Below are 14686 nucleotides of genomic sequence, written 5' to 3'. Positions count from 1 at the left end.
CAGGCCGCACCCGGCGGACCGGCCGGATCGTCAGAGCAGCGCGGCGAGGTCGTCCGGGCGCGAGAACATCGGCCAGTGGCCGGTCGGCAGCTCGACGAAGGTCCATTCGGGCGTGCCGAGCGGGGCGAACGCCGGGTTCCCCGAGGCGATCAGCTCGTGGATCAGCGCCACCGGCATCGTCGAGGCGACCATGGTCTTCGGCGTCGCCGGGATGTCCTGAGGCCGTTCGATCGGCTGGGTGACCGCGCCCCACGGGTGCGGCGTCGCCCTCTCGCGGACGCGCTCCCAGTCCTCCTCGGTCAGTCCGTCGAACCTGCCCGCCCCCTGCTCGTAGGCGGGCACGTCGAGCGCGTAACCGTCGCCGACCTGGGCGCGCCAGGCCTTCTGGGTGACCTCGTCGTTGAAGTCGATCACCGCCACGCCGGACGGCAGCGACGCGGTGTCGACGTACACGATCCGGGCGATCCGCTCGGGGTGCCGGTCGGCGACCGCGGTCACCGGGACGTTCGCGCCGCTGTGCCCGACCAGGACGACCTCCTCCCATCCGTCCATCGCGGCGAGGATGTCGGCGACATGCGTCTCCACGCCGACCTCCGGCGACAGCTCCGCGGCCCGCTCGGCCACCCCCGTCAGCGTGACCGCCCGCACCCGGTGCCCGGCGGCGCGCAGCCTCTCCGCCACCTGGTCCCAGGCCCAGGCGCCGAGCCAGAGTCCGGGCACCAGTACGTAGTTCGCCATCTCTTCGTCCTTCCAGTGAGCCGATGTCGCTACGCTAAAGCCGAAAGCGGACAGAATCCGCCCGGATAAAGTAGGTGACCTGTGTCATATCCGGCGACCCGGATGCTGGCGATGCTCGAACTCCTCCAGGCGCACCACGTCCTGGGCGGCAGGGACCTGGCGCAGCGGCTCGGCGTGGACGAGCGGACCGTCCGGCGCTACGCCGCCCGGCTCGCCGACCTGGGCATCCCGGTCGCCGCCGAGCGCGGCCGCTACGGCGGCTACCGGCTGATGCCCGGCTACAAGCTGCCGCCGCTGATGCTCACCGACGACGAGGCCACCGCCGTGGTCCTCGGCCTGCTCGCCGGACGCCGCCTGGGCCTGGCCGCCGAGGCCACCGAAGCCGCCCTGGCCAAGATCCGGCGGGTGCTGCCGGCCACGCTGCGCGAGCAGGCCGGCGCACTGGAGGAGACCCTGGACTTCACCCTCGCCGAGCGCGCGACGCCGACGCCCGCGAGCCGGGCCGTGCTGACCCTGGCCGCCGCGATCCGCGACCGCCGCCGGGTCACGCTGGCCTATCGCTCCTGGAAGGGCTCACGAACCGAACGCGAACTGGACGGCCACGGCCTGGTCCTCCACTCCGGCCGCTGGTACGTCACCGGCCTCGACCACCTGTCCGGCGAGATCCGCACCTTCCGCCTCGACCGGATCTCGTCCGTCGTCCCCGGGACGGCGTCCTATGAGATCCCCGAGGAGTCCGACCCGGTGCGGCAGGTCACCGCGTCGCTGGCGCGGGTGCCGTACGCGCACGCGGTCGAGGTCCTTCTGCACGTCCCCCTGGCCGAGGCGGCCCGTCGCATCCCGCCGTCGGTGGCCACGCTCACCGGCGCCCCGGACGGGACCCTCCTGCGGATGCGCGCCGAGTCGCTGGACGGCATGGCCGCCATGCTCGCCGGGCTCGGCTTCCCGTTCACGATCCGGTCGCCGCGCGAGCTGGGCGACGCCGTTCGCCGGCTGGCCCGGGGCCTGCTGGAGCAGACTCCCGAATGAGGCCGGCCACCCGCTCCCGTGACCTCACCCAGGCGGTGAGGCCCTCGACCGCGTCGACGACCGCCTCGAATCGGACCGAGGGGTGCAGATCGAAGGCGTGGTTGCCGCCGCCGGCGGCGAGGACGCGGGGTCGTCGTCGAAGTAGGGGCCGTACCAGCCGTTCAGGTAGATCACGCCGGTCACGGAGGTGTCGGCGTGCTCGAAGCCCGGCTGGAAGGCGGGGTCGTTGGGGGTGAGCGCGGCCGGCGCCGCCAAGTGCCCGCCCGCCGAGCTGCCCGCGACGAACAGCGTGGACGGGTCGGCGCCGTACTCGTGGGCGTGCTCGCGTACCCAGGCGATGATCTTCTTGAGGTCGATCAGGTGGTCCGGGTGCTGGGCCTGGGGCCGCAGCCGGTAGTTGGCGCTGACGCACACCCACCCCTGGGAGGCGAGGTGGTGGAGCAGGGGGAGCGACTGGCTGTTCTTGTGGCCGCCGGAGTAGCCGCCTCCGTGCAGGTGGATCAGCACGGGCGCGCTGGAGGGGCGCGAGCGGTGGTGGTAGACGTCGAGCAGGTTGCGCCGGCCCGCCAGCCCGCGCCCAGCCCTTCCGTCATGGCGCGCTCGATCCTGGCCCGCTCCCCCAGCGCGCGGCGGGCGATGACCGTGAGCCCGATCGTGGTCACGGCGGCCAGGGCGACGACGGCCCAGCCGCCCGCCGAGTGAATGTCACCCTTGGCGAACGCCAGCGCCGTCGGGAGCAGCAGCAGCCAGAAGAAGGCCGCGAACGGCAGTTCGTTGGCGGCCAGGCCGAAGTAAGTAGCTCGGCCGGCCCAGCGGACGCGAGTACGGCACCGGCCGCAGCGCGAACAGCGTGCCGATCGCGGCGAGCGCCACGGTGAACAAATACCCGAAAGGCACGGAACCTCCTGAAGATCGCATTCTCACGAATGAGCCTAAGAAGGGCTGCTATATGCTGTCCAAGACCGATATTCTCATCAGTTGATATCCGTAGAGGCATGATGGATCTGCTGTCGCTGCGCTATTTCCAGGTCGTGGCGCGCCACGAGCACATCAGCAGGGCGGCCGAAGAGCTCCGCATCGCCCAGCCCTCGCTCAGCCGGACCATCGCACGGCTGGAGGCCGATCTCGGGGTGCCGCTGTTCGACCGGCACGGCCGGCGCATCCACCTCAACCGGTTCGGCGTCGCCTTCCTGCGCCGGGTGGACCGGGCCCTGGCCGAGCTGGACGACGCCCGGCGCGAACTCACCGACGCCGCCGGCCTGGCCCGCGGCAGCGTCTCGCTGGCCTCGGAGACGCTGCTCACCGTCACCGAGGCGGTCAAGAGCTTCATCGCCGAGCATCCCGGCGTCGCCGTACGCCTCTTCCAGGCGACCCCGCAGGTCATGGCCGACCGGCTGAGCGAGGGACAGGTCGACTTCTGCCTGGCCTCCGAGGAGCTGGAGGGGCCGGGGCTGGGCCATGAGGTGCTGGTCCGCGAGGAGGTCATGCTGGGCGTGCCGCTCGGGCACCGGCTCGCCGGACGGAGCGAGGTGACCATGGCCGACCTCGCGGGCGAACCCGTCGTCACCACCCGGCCGGGGATCTGGCAGCGCACGCTGGCCGAGCGGCTGTTCGCCGAGGCCGGGCTGGAGCTGGTGGTCGCCTGCGAGATCGACGAGGCGTCCACGGGCATCGAGATGGTCGGCGCCGGTCTGGGCGTGGGGTTCGGGCCCGCGTGGTATCTCCGCTCGCCGATGGCGTCGCGCACGCCGTTCGCGCCCGTACGGCTGGCCGCTCCCGGCGCCGAACGGGTGCTGCGGCTGTACTGGCGGGAGGGCGCGTACGTGTCCGAGGCGGCCCGCCGCTTCCGCCACCACCTGACCGCCTCGCTCACGCCGCCCTAGTGGGCCAGACGAGTTCGTCCGGGTCCGTCCAGCCTGCTGTCGGACACCCCGGCGGGCCCGCTTCCGTGGTTCGCGAGGCAGCCGACCGCCCCGCCCGCGCCCCGGCACCCGCCGGTGGCGCGGGCGGGAGCGTCGCGTCAGTTCGCCTGCCTGCCGGTCACCAGCTCGACCAGGTGCACCAGCACCTTGCGCCCGATGTCCCTGACCATCTCGGGCTCCCGTTTCCCGAACGCGGCCGCGACCTCCTCCGGGGTCCGCCTCGCGTCCTCGTTCGCGATCTCCCGGATCGTCGGCACGGCGCCCCTCGGCAGATCCGGAAGCCGGCCCTTGGAGTAGCGCACCCTGAGCGCGCGATGGGCGGTCGGCTGATCGGTCACGATGAAGTGGAATGTCGGCGCGCCGGTGTCGTCCATGAAGACCTCCTAGCGTGGGGTGCCCTCGACGGTAGGAAGCGCCTCGGGGGCGGGTCCACGAACAATCACCGGCGGGAACCTGACACCGGGCCGCGCGAAGCCGCCGGACCGCGTCGCCGGTCCCGGGCCATTGACAGGGCTGATATCCAGGCTGAAGCGCGTTCGCGCCGGGCCGTCGCGCGTCCACCGGCCATGAGCGACCGCGACAGCCGTCGAGAAGGGAATTCCTGCCACCGGTGGCCCTCCATGTCGCGGTCGTCGACCCCCTGCCCATGTACCGCGAGGGGGTCGCCGCAGTCCTGTCCGCGGCGGGTCATCGCGTCGAGGCTCCGGCGGAGGTGCTGGCCTGGGTACGGCAGGTCCAGCGCGGCGTGGTGCTGCTGACCCTGGAGCACGAGCGGGACTGGGACGTCCTCGGCCGGCTGCGTGACGTGGCCGCGACGCACGCCGTGATCGCGCTGATCGGCGAGGAGCCCGCCGTGCTGGGGACGCGGGCGGTACGGGCCGGCGCCCGGTCGGTGCTGAGGCGCGACGTGGCGGCGGGCGTGCTCAGGCGTACGGTGGAGGCGACCGCCGAGGGGCAGGCGGTGCTGCCCGCGGTCGTGGCCACGGCCCTGGCCACCGGCGCACACCGGACGGGCGGGGACACGAAGCCGCCGAGTCCCCGGCAGTTGTCCTGGCTGCGGCAGCTCGCGGAAGGCTCGACCGTGGCGCAGCTCGCCGGACGGGCCGGCTACTCCGAACGCGCCATGTTCCGGCTCCTCCAGGCCCTCTACCAGGAGATGGGCGTCGCCACCCGCGTCCAGGCGATCGTCCGGGCACAGGAACAGGGGTGGTTCGGCGCGGGGACGGGCCTCCCGGAAGACCTCGGCGCCGGGCCCGGCCGGGGACGGCGCTGAGCAGCCCGGCTCAGGCGGACGGCTCCTCGAAGGTCAGGACATCGCAGACCGGTTGCAACCGTCCGGGGGTCCGGCCGTACCCGTCGAGCTGCTTCAGCAGGAACAGCAGGCGGCCCACCAGCCCCGGGGTGGCGCGTGACGTCCTGTCGCGCGCCACGAGGAACGCGTGCATGGCCCCGGCCAGGGTGTCCTCGCTGTTCAGGTGGAGGCCGCAGAGAGCGAAGCCCTTGAAGTTCCAAGCGGTGACGTCGTCCTCGTCTCGTTCGATGCGCCGGTTCGTCTCGTCCAGAAGCTCGCGGAACAGCCTGACCGCGTCGCCGTCCTGGCCGGACCGGGCGAGCGAGACCAGCGCCCGCAGGGCCGGGGTGAGCAGCGGACGGCCGACATGGCGGTATTGGGCGGCGCTCTCGATCTGCTGGGAGGCGTCGGCGAGGTCGTGCCGGGCCAGGTGGATCTGGCAGAGGGTCGTGCGCGCCCGCAACAGGATGATCGGATCGTTGTACCGCCGCGCGAGCTCCACCGCCTTCTGCGCCGCCCGCATCGCCTCATCGTCGTCGTGTCCGAGCCGTGCCTGGGCGATCCCGTCCTGGTAGCGGCTGTGCAACCAGTCCTCGTCGTGTCCGGTCAGCCTCTGCCCGACGGCCATGAGGGCGCCTTCCGCGGCCGCCAGATCGCCGAGCTCGGCGTGCCAGCGGGCCAGCTTCAGGTCGATGGAGACGCTTCCCGACAGGGCGAGGGCGAGGGCGTCGTCGGTGTCGGGATATCCGGTCGTTCCGGGCACGGCGCGTGCTTCTTCGGCGTACTGGATGGCCCTGTCGTAGTCGCCCCATTGACGATGGCAGTCCGCCAGCCCTTCCAGCGCGCTCATCCGGACCGGCAGCAGGGCGAGGTGTTCCTGCCGGCCGCTCCGGGCCAGCTTGTCGTGTTCGTGAAGCACGCCCTTGTAGTGTTCGCCGGCGTTCTTCGCGTCCCGGTTCCACCAGTACGCTGTCGCGAAGTTGGCCCGGACCCGCATGCGGCCGGGCACGTCGTGCCGGTCGTCGGCCTGCTGGAGCGCTCTGCCGTACGCCTCGCTCGCCTTGTCGAAATCGCCGCCGGAGGCGTAGATGTCCCCGAGCGCGGTGTCGTTCTCCAGCTCCCGCTCGGCGTCCCCATCGACGAGCCTGCCCCGCAGCCTCTCCCGTGGCTCGCGCAGCAGGAACGCGCAGTGCCGCTTGCGCAGCTCGCGATCGACGACCTCGATCCGGTTGTAGGCGGACTGCGGGCTGCCCGCCCGGATGTAGGCGCGCATCCCGGCGAGGTGCAGGCGCAGGTGCTCGACCGTCCGCGGGGACGACACGCGGCGGCCGGCGAGCACGCCACCGGCGTCGGTCAGCAGCTTCTTCTGCCTCGCCCCGACGGGTCCGTCCTCGCCGGGCAGCCCGGCCCAGGCCCGCTCCTCCTCCGACAGGGCCAGGCAGTACTCCCCGTCGCGCGTCCTGTCCGCCACGCGTTTGTCCACCAGCCCCGCCAGGATGTCCCGCACGTCGCCGAGCCGGAGCCGGGTCCCGCCCTCCGCCTGGCCGAGCAGTTCGTGCACCGCCTCCGCGTCCACGGCGGTCCCGAAGGCGTCGAGCGCTTCGAGGATCGCGCGCTCTCCCGGGTCCAGCCCCCGCATGAGCCTCTCGATGAGGAATTCGGGCATTCTCCGGGTCTTCCCGTCCAGCTTCTTGAACAGCTGGGTGGTGTCGTCCTGCGGCGACTGGGCGACGACGCAGGCCAGCTCCGCCAGGCGGAGGTTGCCCCCGAACAAGTCGTAGTACTTGTCCGCCGCCCGGAGCATCGTGTGTTTCTGGTTGGTCCGGTCGCCGATGAAGGTGAGGAAGAACGTCCGCTCCAGCCCGCCCACCTTGATCGGCGCGTGAGCCGCCCATCGGCCTGGTCCTGCGGTCTTCGGCGGTACCCGCGTCACGAGCACCACGGCGACGCGATGGCCCTCGTCCGCGGCGAGCACCTCGAACACCGAGCTCAGCTCGGGATCGGCGAGCTGCCGGGTGGCCGGGTCGAGCAGGTTCTCCGCGCGCTCGACGACGATCACCGCCGGGGTGTCGCCGATCCTCTCCAGGCACGCTCGCACGTGATCGGCGGGCGGCGCGTCGCCGACCTCGGACCATCGCACCACCCCGTCGCCCTGCAGCGCTTCGAGGTCGGCGATCAGCGTCCTGGCGTCGAGGCCCAGGCCGGGAACGGCCTCGTGGCGGAAGATCGTCGGCAGCGGACCGGCCGATGCGCCCGCCAACTCGTCCACCACCCGGTCCACGAGCATCGTCTTACCGACTCCCCGTTCTCCCGTCACGACGACGACGCCCCACGGCCCCTGAGTCAGCCGGGTCAGGAGAAGGGCCTGCTCGTCCTTGCGATCGATGATGGCGCTTCGGTGAATGGTTCGCGGAGACCGGACCCCGGTCGTGGGGGGCCGTTCGGGCTCCCGCCGTTGTTCCGGCTCCACGGACGTACGCCGCGCCCGTTCCTTCTTGTCCCCGGCCAGGGTCACGAACAGGCTGACGACGCCGGCGACAGAGCCTCCGATGCCGGCCAGCCAGCCCACGGGTTCCGCCCAGGGCACATTGTTCTTGTCACCCACGAACGACCACCAGCCCGCCAGGACGCCCCAGGCGACGAGCGCCACCAGGAGTGCGGCAAGGCCGATGAACGGTAACTTCCCCTGCTTGCCCATACGGCGCACCCCGTCATCATCACGCCAACCCGAGTGACGGAAAAGTCAGGTTCATGCCACCTGGTCCGCAGATGCCGGCGGGGTTCAGCCGGTGGCGGAGGGCAGGACGCCGGTCCGGTGGAGATGGCGGCGGGCCGCCGCGATGGCCTCCGGCGTGGAGGCGAACACCTGCCCCGCCTCGTCCAGCCGGGCGATCGTGCCCAGGGCGCGCAGTGGCCGGTGATGGCCGTCCCGGATGCCGGAGACGTACACGATGATGCCGCGTCGTTCCAGGCGGGTGATGGCGTCGCCGAGCACCAGGGCGCCGCTGGCGTCGATCGTGGTGATGCGGGACATGCGCAGGATGATCACCGAGACGTCGGCGACCTCCGACAGCTCCAGCAGGAAGCGGTGCGCCGCGGCGAAGAACAGCGGCCCGTCCAGCCGGTAGGCGACGATGTGCTCGGCCAGCAGCTCGTGCTCTTCGGCGTCGTGGTCGTCCGGCAGGTCGGCCCGCAGGGGCACGGTGTCCAGGCGGACGTCGCGGGCGATGGCGCGCAGCGCGAGCGCCCCGGCCACGATCAGGCCGAGGATGACGGCGGTGACCAGGTCCAGGACGAGCGTGGCGATCGCGGTCGAGGCCAGGACGACGGCGTCGGCGCGGGTGGACCGCAACATCGCCCGCACCGAGCCGACCTCGACCATCCGCGCCGCGGTGGCCAGCAGCACGCCCGCCAGGGCCGCCAGCGGGATGCGGGCCACCAGGCCGGCGGCGGTGAACACGATCACGCCCAGGATCGCGGCATGAGCGAGCGCGGCCAGCCGGGAGGAGGCGCCCGCGCGCACGTTGACCGCCGTACGGGCGATCGCGCCGGTGGCCGGGACGCCGCCGAACAGCGGGGCGATCAGGTTGGCCACGCCCTGGCCGAACAGTTCGCGGTCGGGGTCGTGCCGATGGTTGACGCTCATGCCGTCGGCGACCGCGGCCGACAACAACGACTCCAGCGCGGCCAGCGCGGCCACGGCGAACGCGGGGGCGACGAGGGAGCTCAGCGCGGCCACGTCCAGGAACTCCAGGGACGGCGCGGGCAGCCCCGCGGGCAGGGCGTCGATGCGCGCCACCGGCAGGTTCACCAGCTCCGCGACGAGGGTGGCGGCGACGACGGCCAGCAGCGAGAACGGCACCGAGGGCCGGAGACGCCCGCCGACCAGGATCAGCGCCGCCACCGCCGCGGTCATGGCGAAGGCGGCCCAGTTCGGACGGGCGGCGAAGTCGCGTATCGCCTGCCAGGCCACGGCCAGCACCTTGTCGCCCTCGGGTGTGGGAACGCCGAGCGCGGCGGGCACCTGCTGCATGCCGATCACACAGGCGATGCCCAGGGTGAACCCCTCCACCACCGGCGCGGGCACCAGCATCATGAACCGGCCCGCCCGCGCCAGGGCCAGGCCGAGCAGCAGCAGCCCGGCCAGCACCCCCACCGTCAGCACGCCGGAGGCGCCGTACGCGTGCATGATCGGCACCAGCACCACCGTCATCGCCCCGGTCGGCCCGGACACCTGCAGCGCGGAGCCGCCGAAGACGGCGGCCAGCGCGCCGGCCACCACCGCGGTGGCCAGCCCCGCCTGCGCGCCCAGCCCGCTGGAGATGCCGAAGCCGAGCGCCAGCGGCAGCGCCACGATCGCCACGGTCAGCCCGGCCAGCAGGTCACGGCGCGGATGACGGCCGAAGGCGGCCAGATCGGCCCGGGCGGGCAGAACGGGGCGCAGACGGGCCCAGCCCGCCCGGAGCACTGGGGTCACCGTTCGCCGGCCTCCGACTCGAGCAGCTCGTTCAGCAGCGCGTGCCGGCCCGAGAGCTTGGCCTGGAGCAGGTGACGGGCGGCGCGCAGCAGCTCCGCGACGTCCCCGCCGGACAGCGCGTAGACGACGGTCGATCCGTCGCGGCGCGCGGTGACCAGTTCCGAGCGGCGCAGCACCGCCAGATGTTGCGACAGGCCGGCGGGCTCCACCTCGATCTCGGCCAGCAGGTCGCGCACCGGCATCGGCCCGTCCTGGAGCAGCTCCAGGACGCGGATGCGCACCGGATGCCCCAGCAGGCGGAACAGCTCGGCCTTGGCCTCGTACAGGGGGACGGACATCAGCGCGACTCCTCTCCCTCCACGGCCTGGCGGGCCGGGGCGGGATCGGGGCTCCGGTCCGTGTCCACCCCGTGTGCGCGGGCCATCCGCAGCACCTCGTCCAGCCCTCCGGCGGCCGCCAGCGCCGCGTCGGCGTCGCCGTCCTGTTCGGCCGCGTGCAGCGCGCCGGCCGCCTCATCCACCCGGCGCCGGATCGCCGCAGCGAACGCCTCGCTCACCCCTGGTCCCCGCCTTCTGCCGACGTCCGGCGCGACTCCGCACCAGCCTTTCGCACATTAGTGTTCAACAAATTGCGAATTTTCGCAACTTCTATACTGGCCCGCTCGGGGCTCGTACAGAGGGAACCGGCGGTGATCGGGGGTGTCAGGCGCCTGAACGTCGCGCCACCGCGACGGCGTCGGCGGGTTCCTTGCGGCGGGACCTGATCTCGTAGGCGAGCAGGGTGCCGCCGACGGCCACGGCGACCGCGCCGACGACCGGCAGCGCCTCCGCGGAGGAGGCGACCGCGGCGAACGCCAGGACCAGCAGCGCCACCACGACCCGGCTCAGCCAGGGGAAGCCCCACATCCGCAGCCTGAGCAGCTCGGGCGACTCGGCCTCCATGCGGCGGCGCAGCCGGAGCTGGCTGAGCGCGACGAAGACGTAGAGCATCAACACCAGCAACCCGGCGGTGTTGATCAGCAGGTCGAAGGCGTCGTCACCGGCCGCGCTCGCACCGGCCATCAGGGCCAGCGCGAGCACGGCGCCGCCGAGCAGCGCGGGCGCGGGGACGCCGGACGCGCGCACCCGGCCCGCCGCGGCGGGAGCGTCGCCGCGGGCGGCCATGGCACGCAGGACGCGCGAGGCGGCGTACAGCGCGGCGTTCATCACCGACACGACCGCGACCAGGACGACCCAGGTCATCAGCGTCGCCGCGCCGGGGACGCCGAGCGCGGAGATGGCGGTCACGAACGGGCTGTCGGCGCCGTTGGCCGGGACCCGGTCCCACGGCACGACCGCCAGGATGACCAGCACCGAGCCGACGTAGAAGATCAGCACCCGCCAGACCACCCGCAGGGTGGCCCGCGCGACCTCCTTGGCCGGTTCGGCCGACTCGGCGGCCGCGATGGTGACGATCTCCGCGCCGAAGTAGGAGAACAGCACGGTGACGAGGGCGGTGAGGACCGCACCCCAGCCCTTGGGGGCGAACCCGCCGTGCCCGGTCAGCGTGGCGAGCCCGGCCCCGGCCTCGGCGGACGGCCACAGGCCCAGGACGTACAGCGCCCCGGCGGCGAGGAACGCCACGATCACCACGACCTTGACCGAGGCCAGCCAGAACTCGGTCTCGCCGAACAGCCGCACCGAGACCAGGTTGGCCGCGGTGAGGGCGGCCAGCAGCGCGACGGCCGCCGGCAGCACCGGGATGCCGCCGGACAGGGAGTGCAGCAGCTTGGCCCCCGCCACCCCCTCGAACGCCACCGCGACGATGGCGAACAGCCAGTAGCACCAGCCCACCAGGAACCCGGCGCGCGGGCCGAGGGCGGTACGGGCGTAGTCGGCGAACGAGCCCGCCGAGGGCCGGGCGGCGGCCATCTCGCCGAGCATCCGCATCACCAGGATGACGATCAGGCCGCCCAGGGCGTAGGCGACCAGCGCCGCCGGGCCGGTGTCGGCGATCACCTTGCCGCTGCTGACGAACAGGCCGGCGCTGATGACGCCGCCGAGCCCGATCATGGTCATGTGCCGTCGTCTGAGTCCGCGGTGGAGCGATCCTCCGCTGTCGTGCCCGGTCATTGGCGTTCGGCTCCCTGCTGTTCTCGGAAAGGGGAGGTCGGACCCCGGCCCATGGGCGGGCCGGGGTCTCATTGATCGCGAGGACGGTCAGTTTCCGCGGTAGACGGCGGGACGCCGCTCGACGAAGGACCGGACGCCTTCGAGCACGTCCTGGCCGCGCAGGCAGGCCAGCAGCCCTTCGGTCTCCAGGTCGAGCACCTGTTCCAGGTCCAGCTCCCAGACCCGCCGCATGGCCTTCTTGATCAGGCGTACCGGGGTGGGCGCGGCGGCGGCGACGCGTTCGGCCAGCTCCAACGCCGTGTCGAGCAGGTCGGCGTCGGGGACCAGGCGGCTGACCAGCCCGGCCCGGTACGCCTCGGCGGCGCCGACGGTCTCGCCCGACAGCAGCAGGTCCACCGCGCGGCCGTGGCCGATCAGGCGGGGCAGGGCGTACAGGACGCCGTTGCTCGGGAACAGGCCGCGGTGCACCTCCTTGAAGGCGAATGAGGCGGCGTGGCCGGCCAGTCGCAGGTCGCTGGCGATGGCCAGCTCCACGCCGACGCCGACCGCGATCCCGTTGACCGCGGAGATGATCACCTTGGGGTGGGCGGTGAAGCGGCGGGTGAGGTCCTGGAGCGCGGCGATCCGTTCGACCAGGTCGGCGTCGGACCCGGCGGCCAGTTGCGCGCCGGCCTCCTTCAGGTCGGTGCCGGCCGAGAAGGCGCGGCCGGTGCCGGTGAGCACGACCGCGCCCACCGCGTCGTCGCGGGCGGCTTCGTCCAGGACGGCGACCAGCTCGCCGTAGGTGCGCTGCCGGAAGGCGTTGAGCACCTCGGGCCGGTCGAAGGCGACCACCAGGGCCGAGCCGGCGCGGCGCACCCGCAGATCGGTGCTCATCGGTCTTCCTCCCGGGAGTCGTAGGCGCCGCCGCGTCCGGCGGGCAGCAGGTGTTTGGCGACGCGTTCGGACGGCGTCATCGGGAACGCCTCGACGAACTCCACGTACCTCGGCGTCTTGAAGGCGGCCAGCCGCGCGCGGACGTAGGCCACCAGCTCGCGCGGCTCGACGGGCTCGGCGACCTGGACGAACGCCTTGACCTCCTCGCCGAACAGCTCGTCCGGCACCGGGACCACGGCGGCGGCGCGCACGGCCGGGTGGCCGGTCAGGACCGCCTCCACCTCGGCGGCGGCGATGTTCTCGCTGCCACGCCTGATCATGTCCTTGAGCCGCCCGACCAGGTGGTAGTGGCCGCGCGCGTCCCGGTAACCGAGGTCGCCCATGGGGTACCAGCCGTCGCGCAGCAGCGGCTCGTCCCGGTTCCAGTAGCCGGTCAGCATCGGCGCGCCGCGGGCCACGATCTCGCCGACCTCGCCGTCCGCGGCGTCGGTTCCGTCCTCCCGGACGACCTTGGCCTCCTTGCCGGGAACGGGCGACCCCATCGCGCCGGTGCCGACGCACGCGGTGTCCTCGGGCCGGACGGCCAGCACCACCCCCGCCTCGGTGCTGCCGTACGCCTCCCGCCAGGGCGCACCCCAACGCTCCTCGATCGTGGCGTGCAGGGCGGGCGTGATCCCCGAGCACAGGACGAGCCGGACGCGGTGGGAGCGGTCCAGTCCGGCGTCGGGCGGCTGCTTGAGCAGCAGCAGCGGCATCGTGCCGAGGACGTAGAAGAAGGTGGCGCCGTGCTCGCGGACCGACGGCCAGAAGCCCGAGGCGGAGAAGCGCGGCAGGATCACCAGCGGGATGCCGGTCAGCAGGCACAGCACCGTGTTCCACTGCGGGTCCATGTAGTGGAAGGGCTGCGCGGTGAGGTCCACGTCGTCCGGCGTGACGGCGGCGACGTCGGCCGCGAGCTCGGCCAGGTGGAGCCAGTAGCGGTGGGTGAGCATGCAGCCTTTGGGGAAGCCGGTCGTGCCCGAGGTGTACTGGAGGTTGAGGAGGTCGTCCCAGCCGACGTCGGGCAGGTCGCGTAAGCCGGCCGCGACGGCCGCCTCGGCGCCCGCGTCGAAGGCGCCGGCCTGTACGGGGTCGGGTGCGGGCCCGGCGTCGGCGGGATCGAGCAGCCCGACCTCGCCGAAGTCCAGCGCGAGCAGCGCCTGCGCCGCGGCGGCCGAGCCGGCCAGGGCCAGCACCGGGCCGGAGTCCTTGACGATGTGAGCCAGGTCGGCGCTGCGGTAGCCCGGGTTCAGCGGGACGATCACCGCGCCGAGCCTGGCGATCGCCAGCCAGGCGACCGGGAACCCGACGCCGTTGTCCAGCATCACCGCGACCCGGTCGCCCCGGCGGACGCCGTGCGCGGCCAGCACGGCCGCCAGCCGGTCGGTGCGGTCCTCCACCTGCGCGACGGTGGTCTCGACCCCGGCGAAGCGGAACAGCACGCGGTCACCGTGGGCGACGGCCCGCTCCCGGAGCAACCCACCCAGGCCTCCCGCGACATGCCCGGCCACTCCCCCACCGAGCCCCCCGGCGACGTTCCCGGCAGCTCCCCCACCGGGCGGCGGCGCGGCGGTCACGCCCGCCGCCGGGTGGCCATGTCGAACATCATCGCCAGCTCGGCCGCGCAGTCGGCCAGGTCGATGGCCTCCTCGTCGAAGACCCACTGGAGCATCACGCCGTCGATCGCGCCCTGCACGGTGGCGGCCAGCGTGCGCGGCGAGAAGTCGCGGAAGTCGCCGCTGTCCTGGCCGCGCCGCAGGATGCCCTCCAGGTGGCGGCGGCACGGGTCGTACATGTCGGCGTTGAAGCGGCGTTTGGCCTCCGGCGATCCGAAGCTGCCCCAGATGTCCACCAGCGCGACGAAGTTGGCGCGGTTGGCCGCCATGAACTCGAAACTGGCCTCGATGAAGGCGCGCAGCCGGTGCGGGGCGTCCGGCGCCCGGTCCACCCGGGCCTTGATGAACCGGTTGGTCTCGGCGAACAGGGCATTGACGACCTGCTGGATCAGTTCGTCCTTGCCGGCGAAATGGTAGGAGATCACGCCTCTGCTGACGCCGACGTCCTGGGCGATCCGGGCCAGCGACGCCTGGGGCAACCCGGTGCTGGCGATGGTGGAGATGGCGCCCTCCACGATCTGCCGTCGCCGGGCCTCCTCGATGAACGAGGCCTTCTTCTGGCTGTCCTGATCGATTTTTGACCGCAT

General features: G+C 72.9%; 15 protein-coding genes. 4 read left to right on the top strand and 11 right to left on the bottom strand.

The window, feature by feature from the left end; genetic code table 11:
- Nucleotides 1-30 precede the first annotated feature (30 nt).
- Entirely contained in the window at nucleotides 31-738 is a 708-nt protein-coding gene (locus ACWCSU_RS20265) for an alpha/beta fold hydrolase (protein ID WP_449936669.1), read from the bottom strand.
- 81 nt (nucleotides 739-819) lie between these two features.
- Between ACWCSU_RS20265 and ACWCSU_RS20260 the strand changes: the two genes are divergently transcribed.
- Nucleotides 820-1767 (top strand): helix-turn-helix transcriptional regulator, encoded by a 948-nt coding sequence (locus ACWCSU_RS20260; protein WP_397040884.1) that lies wholly within the window; start codon nucleotides 820-822, stop codon nucleotides 1765-1767.
- Between the two features lie 24 nt (nucleotides 1768-1791).
- On the opposite strand, the gene ACWCSU_RS20255 is transcribed toward ACWCSU_RS20260, so the two are convergent.
- Entirely contained in the window at nucleotides 1792-2274 is a 483-nt protein-coding gene (locus ACWCSU_RS20255; RefSeq protein ID WP_449936667.1) for an alpha/beta hydrolase, read from the bottom strand.
- A gap of 24 nt (nucleotides 2275-2298) precedes the next feature.
- Between ACWCSU_RS20255 and ACWCSU_RS20250 the strand changes: the two genes are divergently transcribed.
- Together ACWCSU_RS20250 and ACWCSU_RS20245 are read left to right on the top strand one after the other, a co-directional pair.
- Nucleotides 2299-2469, top strand: a complete 171-nt coding sequence (locus tag ACWCSU_RS20250) for a hypothetical protein (RefSeq protein WP_449936666.1) — start codon at nucleotides 2299-2301, stop codon at nucleotides 2467-2469.
- Nucleotides 2470-2762: 293 nt separating this feature from the next.
- Nucleotides 2763-3650: a LysR family transcriptional regulator gene (locus ACWCSU_RS20245; protein ID WP_357700469.1), complete on the top strand. Its 888-nt coding sequence runs from the start codon at nucleotides 2763-2765 to the stop codon at nucleotides 3648-3650.
- A 137-nt stretch (nucleotides 3651-3787) separates the two neighbouring features.
- Here the strand turns inward: ACWCSU_RS20245 and ACWCSU_RS20240 are convergent, their stop codons facing one another.
- Complete coding sequence (locus ACWCSU_RS20240) at nucleotides 3788-4063, bottom strand: hypothetical protein (RefSeq protein WP_357700467.1); 276 nt, start codon at nucleotides 4061-4063, stop codon at nucleotides 3788-3790.
- 236 nt (nucleotides 4064-4299) lie between these two features.
- Between ACWCSU_RS20240 and ACWCSU_RS20235 the strand changes: the two genes are divergently transcribed.
- Nucleotides 4300-4962: a hypothetical protein gene (locus ACWCSU_RS20235; protein WP_449936664.1), complete on the top strand. Its 663-nt coding sequence runs from the start codon at nucleotides 4300-4302 to the stop codon at nucleotides 4960-4962.
- 10 nt (nucleotides 4963-4972) lie between these two features.
- On the opposite strand, the gene ACWCSU_RS20230 is transcribed toward ACWCSU_RS20235, so the two are convergent.
- The 8 genes from ACWCSU_RS20230 to ACWCSU_RS20195 all read right to left on the bottom strand — a co-directional run bounded on the left by ACWCSU_RS20230 (nucleotide 4973) and on the right by ACWCSU_RS20195 (nucleotide 14686).
- Nucleotides 4973-7678 carry a hypothetical protein gene (locus tag ACWCSU_RS20230; RefSeq protein ID WP_449936663.1) on the bottom strand — a complete coding sequence of 902 codons (2706 nt, stop codon included), beginning with the start codon at nucleotides 7676-7678 and terminating at the stop codon, nucleotides 4973-4975.
- An 84-nt stretch (nucleotides 7679-7762) separates the two neighbouring features.
- Entirely contained in the window at nucleotides 7763-9457 is a 1695-nt protein-coding gene (locus tag ACWCSU_RS20225) for a SulP family inorganic anion transporter (RefSeq protein WP_449936661.1), read from the bottom strand.
- Entirely contained in the window at nucleotides 9454-9795 is a 342-nt protein-coding gene (locus tag ACWCSU_RS20220) for an ArsR/SmtB family transcription factor (RefSeq protein ID WP_357700459.1), read from the bottom strand. Before ACWCSU_RS20220 ends, ACWCSU_RS20225 begins: the two co-directional genes overlap by 4 nt.
- Complete coding sequence (locus tag ACWCSU_RS20215) at nucleotides 9795-10013, bottom strand: hypothetical protein (RefSeq protein WP_449936660.1); 219 nt, start codon at nucleotides 10011-10013, stop codon at nucleotides 9795-9797. Before ACWCSU_RS20215 ends, ACWCSU_RS20220 begins: the two co-directional genes overlap by 1 nt.
- 145 nt (nucleotides 10014-10158) lie before the next feature.
- Nucleotides 10159-11514 (bottom strand): amino acid permease, encoded by a 1356-nt coding sequence (locus ACWCSU_RS20210; protein WP_449936658.1) that lies wholly within the window; start codon nucleotides 11512-11514, stop codon nucleotides 10159-10161.
- Nucleotides 11515-11655: 141 nt separating this feature from the next.
- Entirely contained in the window at nucleotides 11656-12444 is a 789-nt protein-coding gene (locus tag ACWCSU_RS20205; protein WP_449936657.1) for an enoyl-CoA hydratase/isomerase family protein, read from the bottom strand.
- Nucleotides 12441-13961: an AMP-binding protein gene (locus ACWCSU_RS20200; protein ID WP_449936655.1), complete on the bottom strand. Its 1521-nt coding sequence runs from the start codon at nucleotides 13959-13961 to the stop codon at nucleotides 12441-12443. Before ACWCSU_RS20200 ends, ACWCSU_RS20205 begins: the two co-directional genes overlap by 4 nt.
- 95 nt (nucleotides 13962-14056) lie before the next feature.
- The gene (locus ACWCSU_RS20195; protein ID WP_364100827.1) at nucleotides 14057-14686 is read right to left on the bottom strand and encodes a TetR/AcrR family transcriptional regulator; all 630 of its coding nucleotides are present in this window, start codon (nucleotides 14684-14686) and stop codon (nucleotides 14057-14059) included.

Source organism: Nonomuraea sp. NPDC001699, from assembly GCF_053596455.1.
This window is presented reverse-complemented; position numbering and strand designations above follow the sequence as displayed.

Excerpts from the sequence above, each read along its gene's own strand:
- ACWCSU_RS20240 (WP_357700467.1), bottom strand. The coding sequence starts at position 4,063 with ATGGACGACACCGGCGCGCCGACATTCCACTTCATCGTGACCGATCAG.
- ACWCSU_RS20205 (WP_449936657.1), bottom strand. The coding sequence starts at position 12,444 with ATGAGCACCGATCTGCGGGTGCGCCGCGCCGGCTCGGCCCTGGTGGTC.
- ACWCSU_RS20210 (WP_449936658.1), bottom strand. The coding sequence starts at position 11,514 with ATGACCATGATCGGGCTCGGCGGCGTCATCAGCGCCGGCCTGTTCGTC.
- ACWCSU_RS20245 (WP_357700469.1), top strand. The coding sequence starts at position 2,763 with ATGATGGATCTGCTGTCGCTGCGCTATTTCCAGGTCGTGGCGCGCCAC.
- ACWCSU_RS20220 (WP_357700459.1), bottom strand. The coding sequence starts at position 9,795 with ATGTCCGTCCCCCTGTACGAGGCCAAGGCCGAGCTGTTCCGCCTGCTG.
- ACWCSU_RS20230 (WP_449936663.1), bottom strand. The coding sequence starts at position 7,678 with ATGGGCAAGCAGGGGAAGTTACCGTTCATCGGCCTTGCCGCACTCCTG.
- ACWCSU_RS20265 (WP_449936669.1), bottom strand. The coding sequence starts at position 738 with ATGGCGAACTACGTACTGGTGCCCGGACTCTGGCTCGGCGCCTGGGCC.
- ACWCSU_RS20195 (WP_364100827.1), bottom strand. The coding sequence starts at position 14,686 with ATGCGGTCAAAAATCGATCAGGACAGCCAGAAGAAGGCCTCGTTCATC.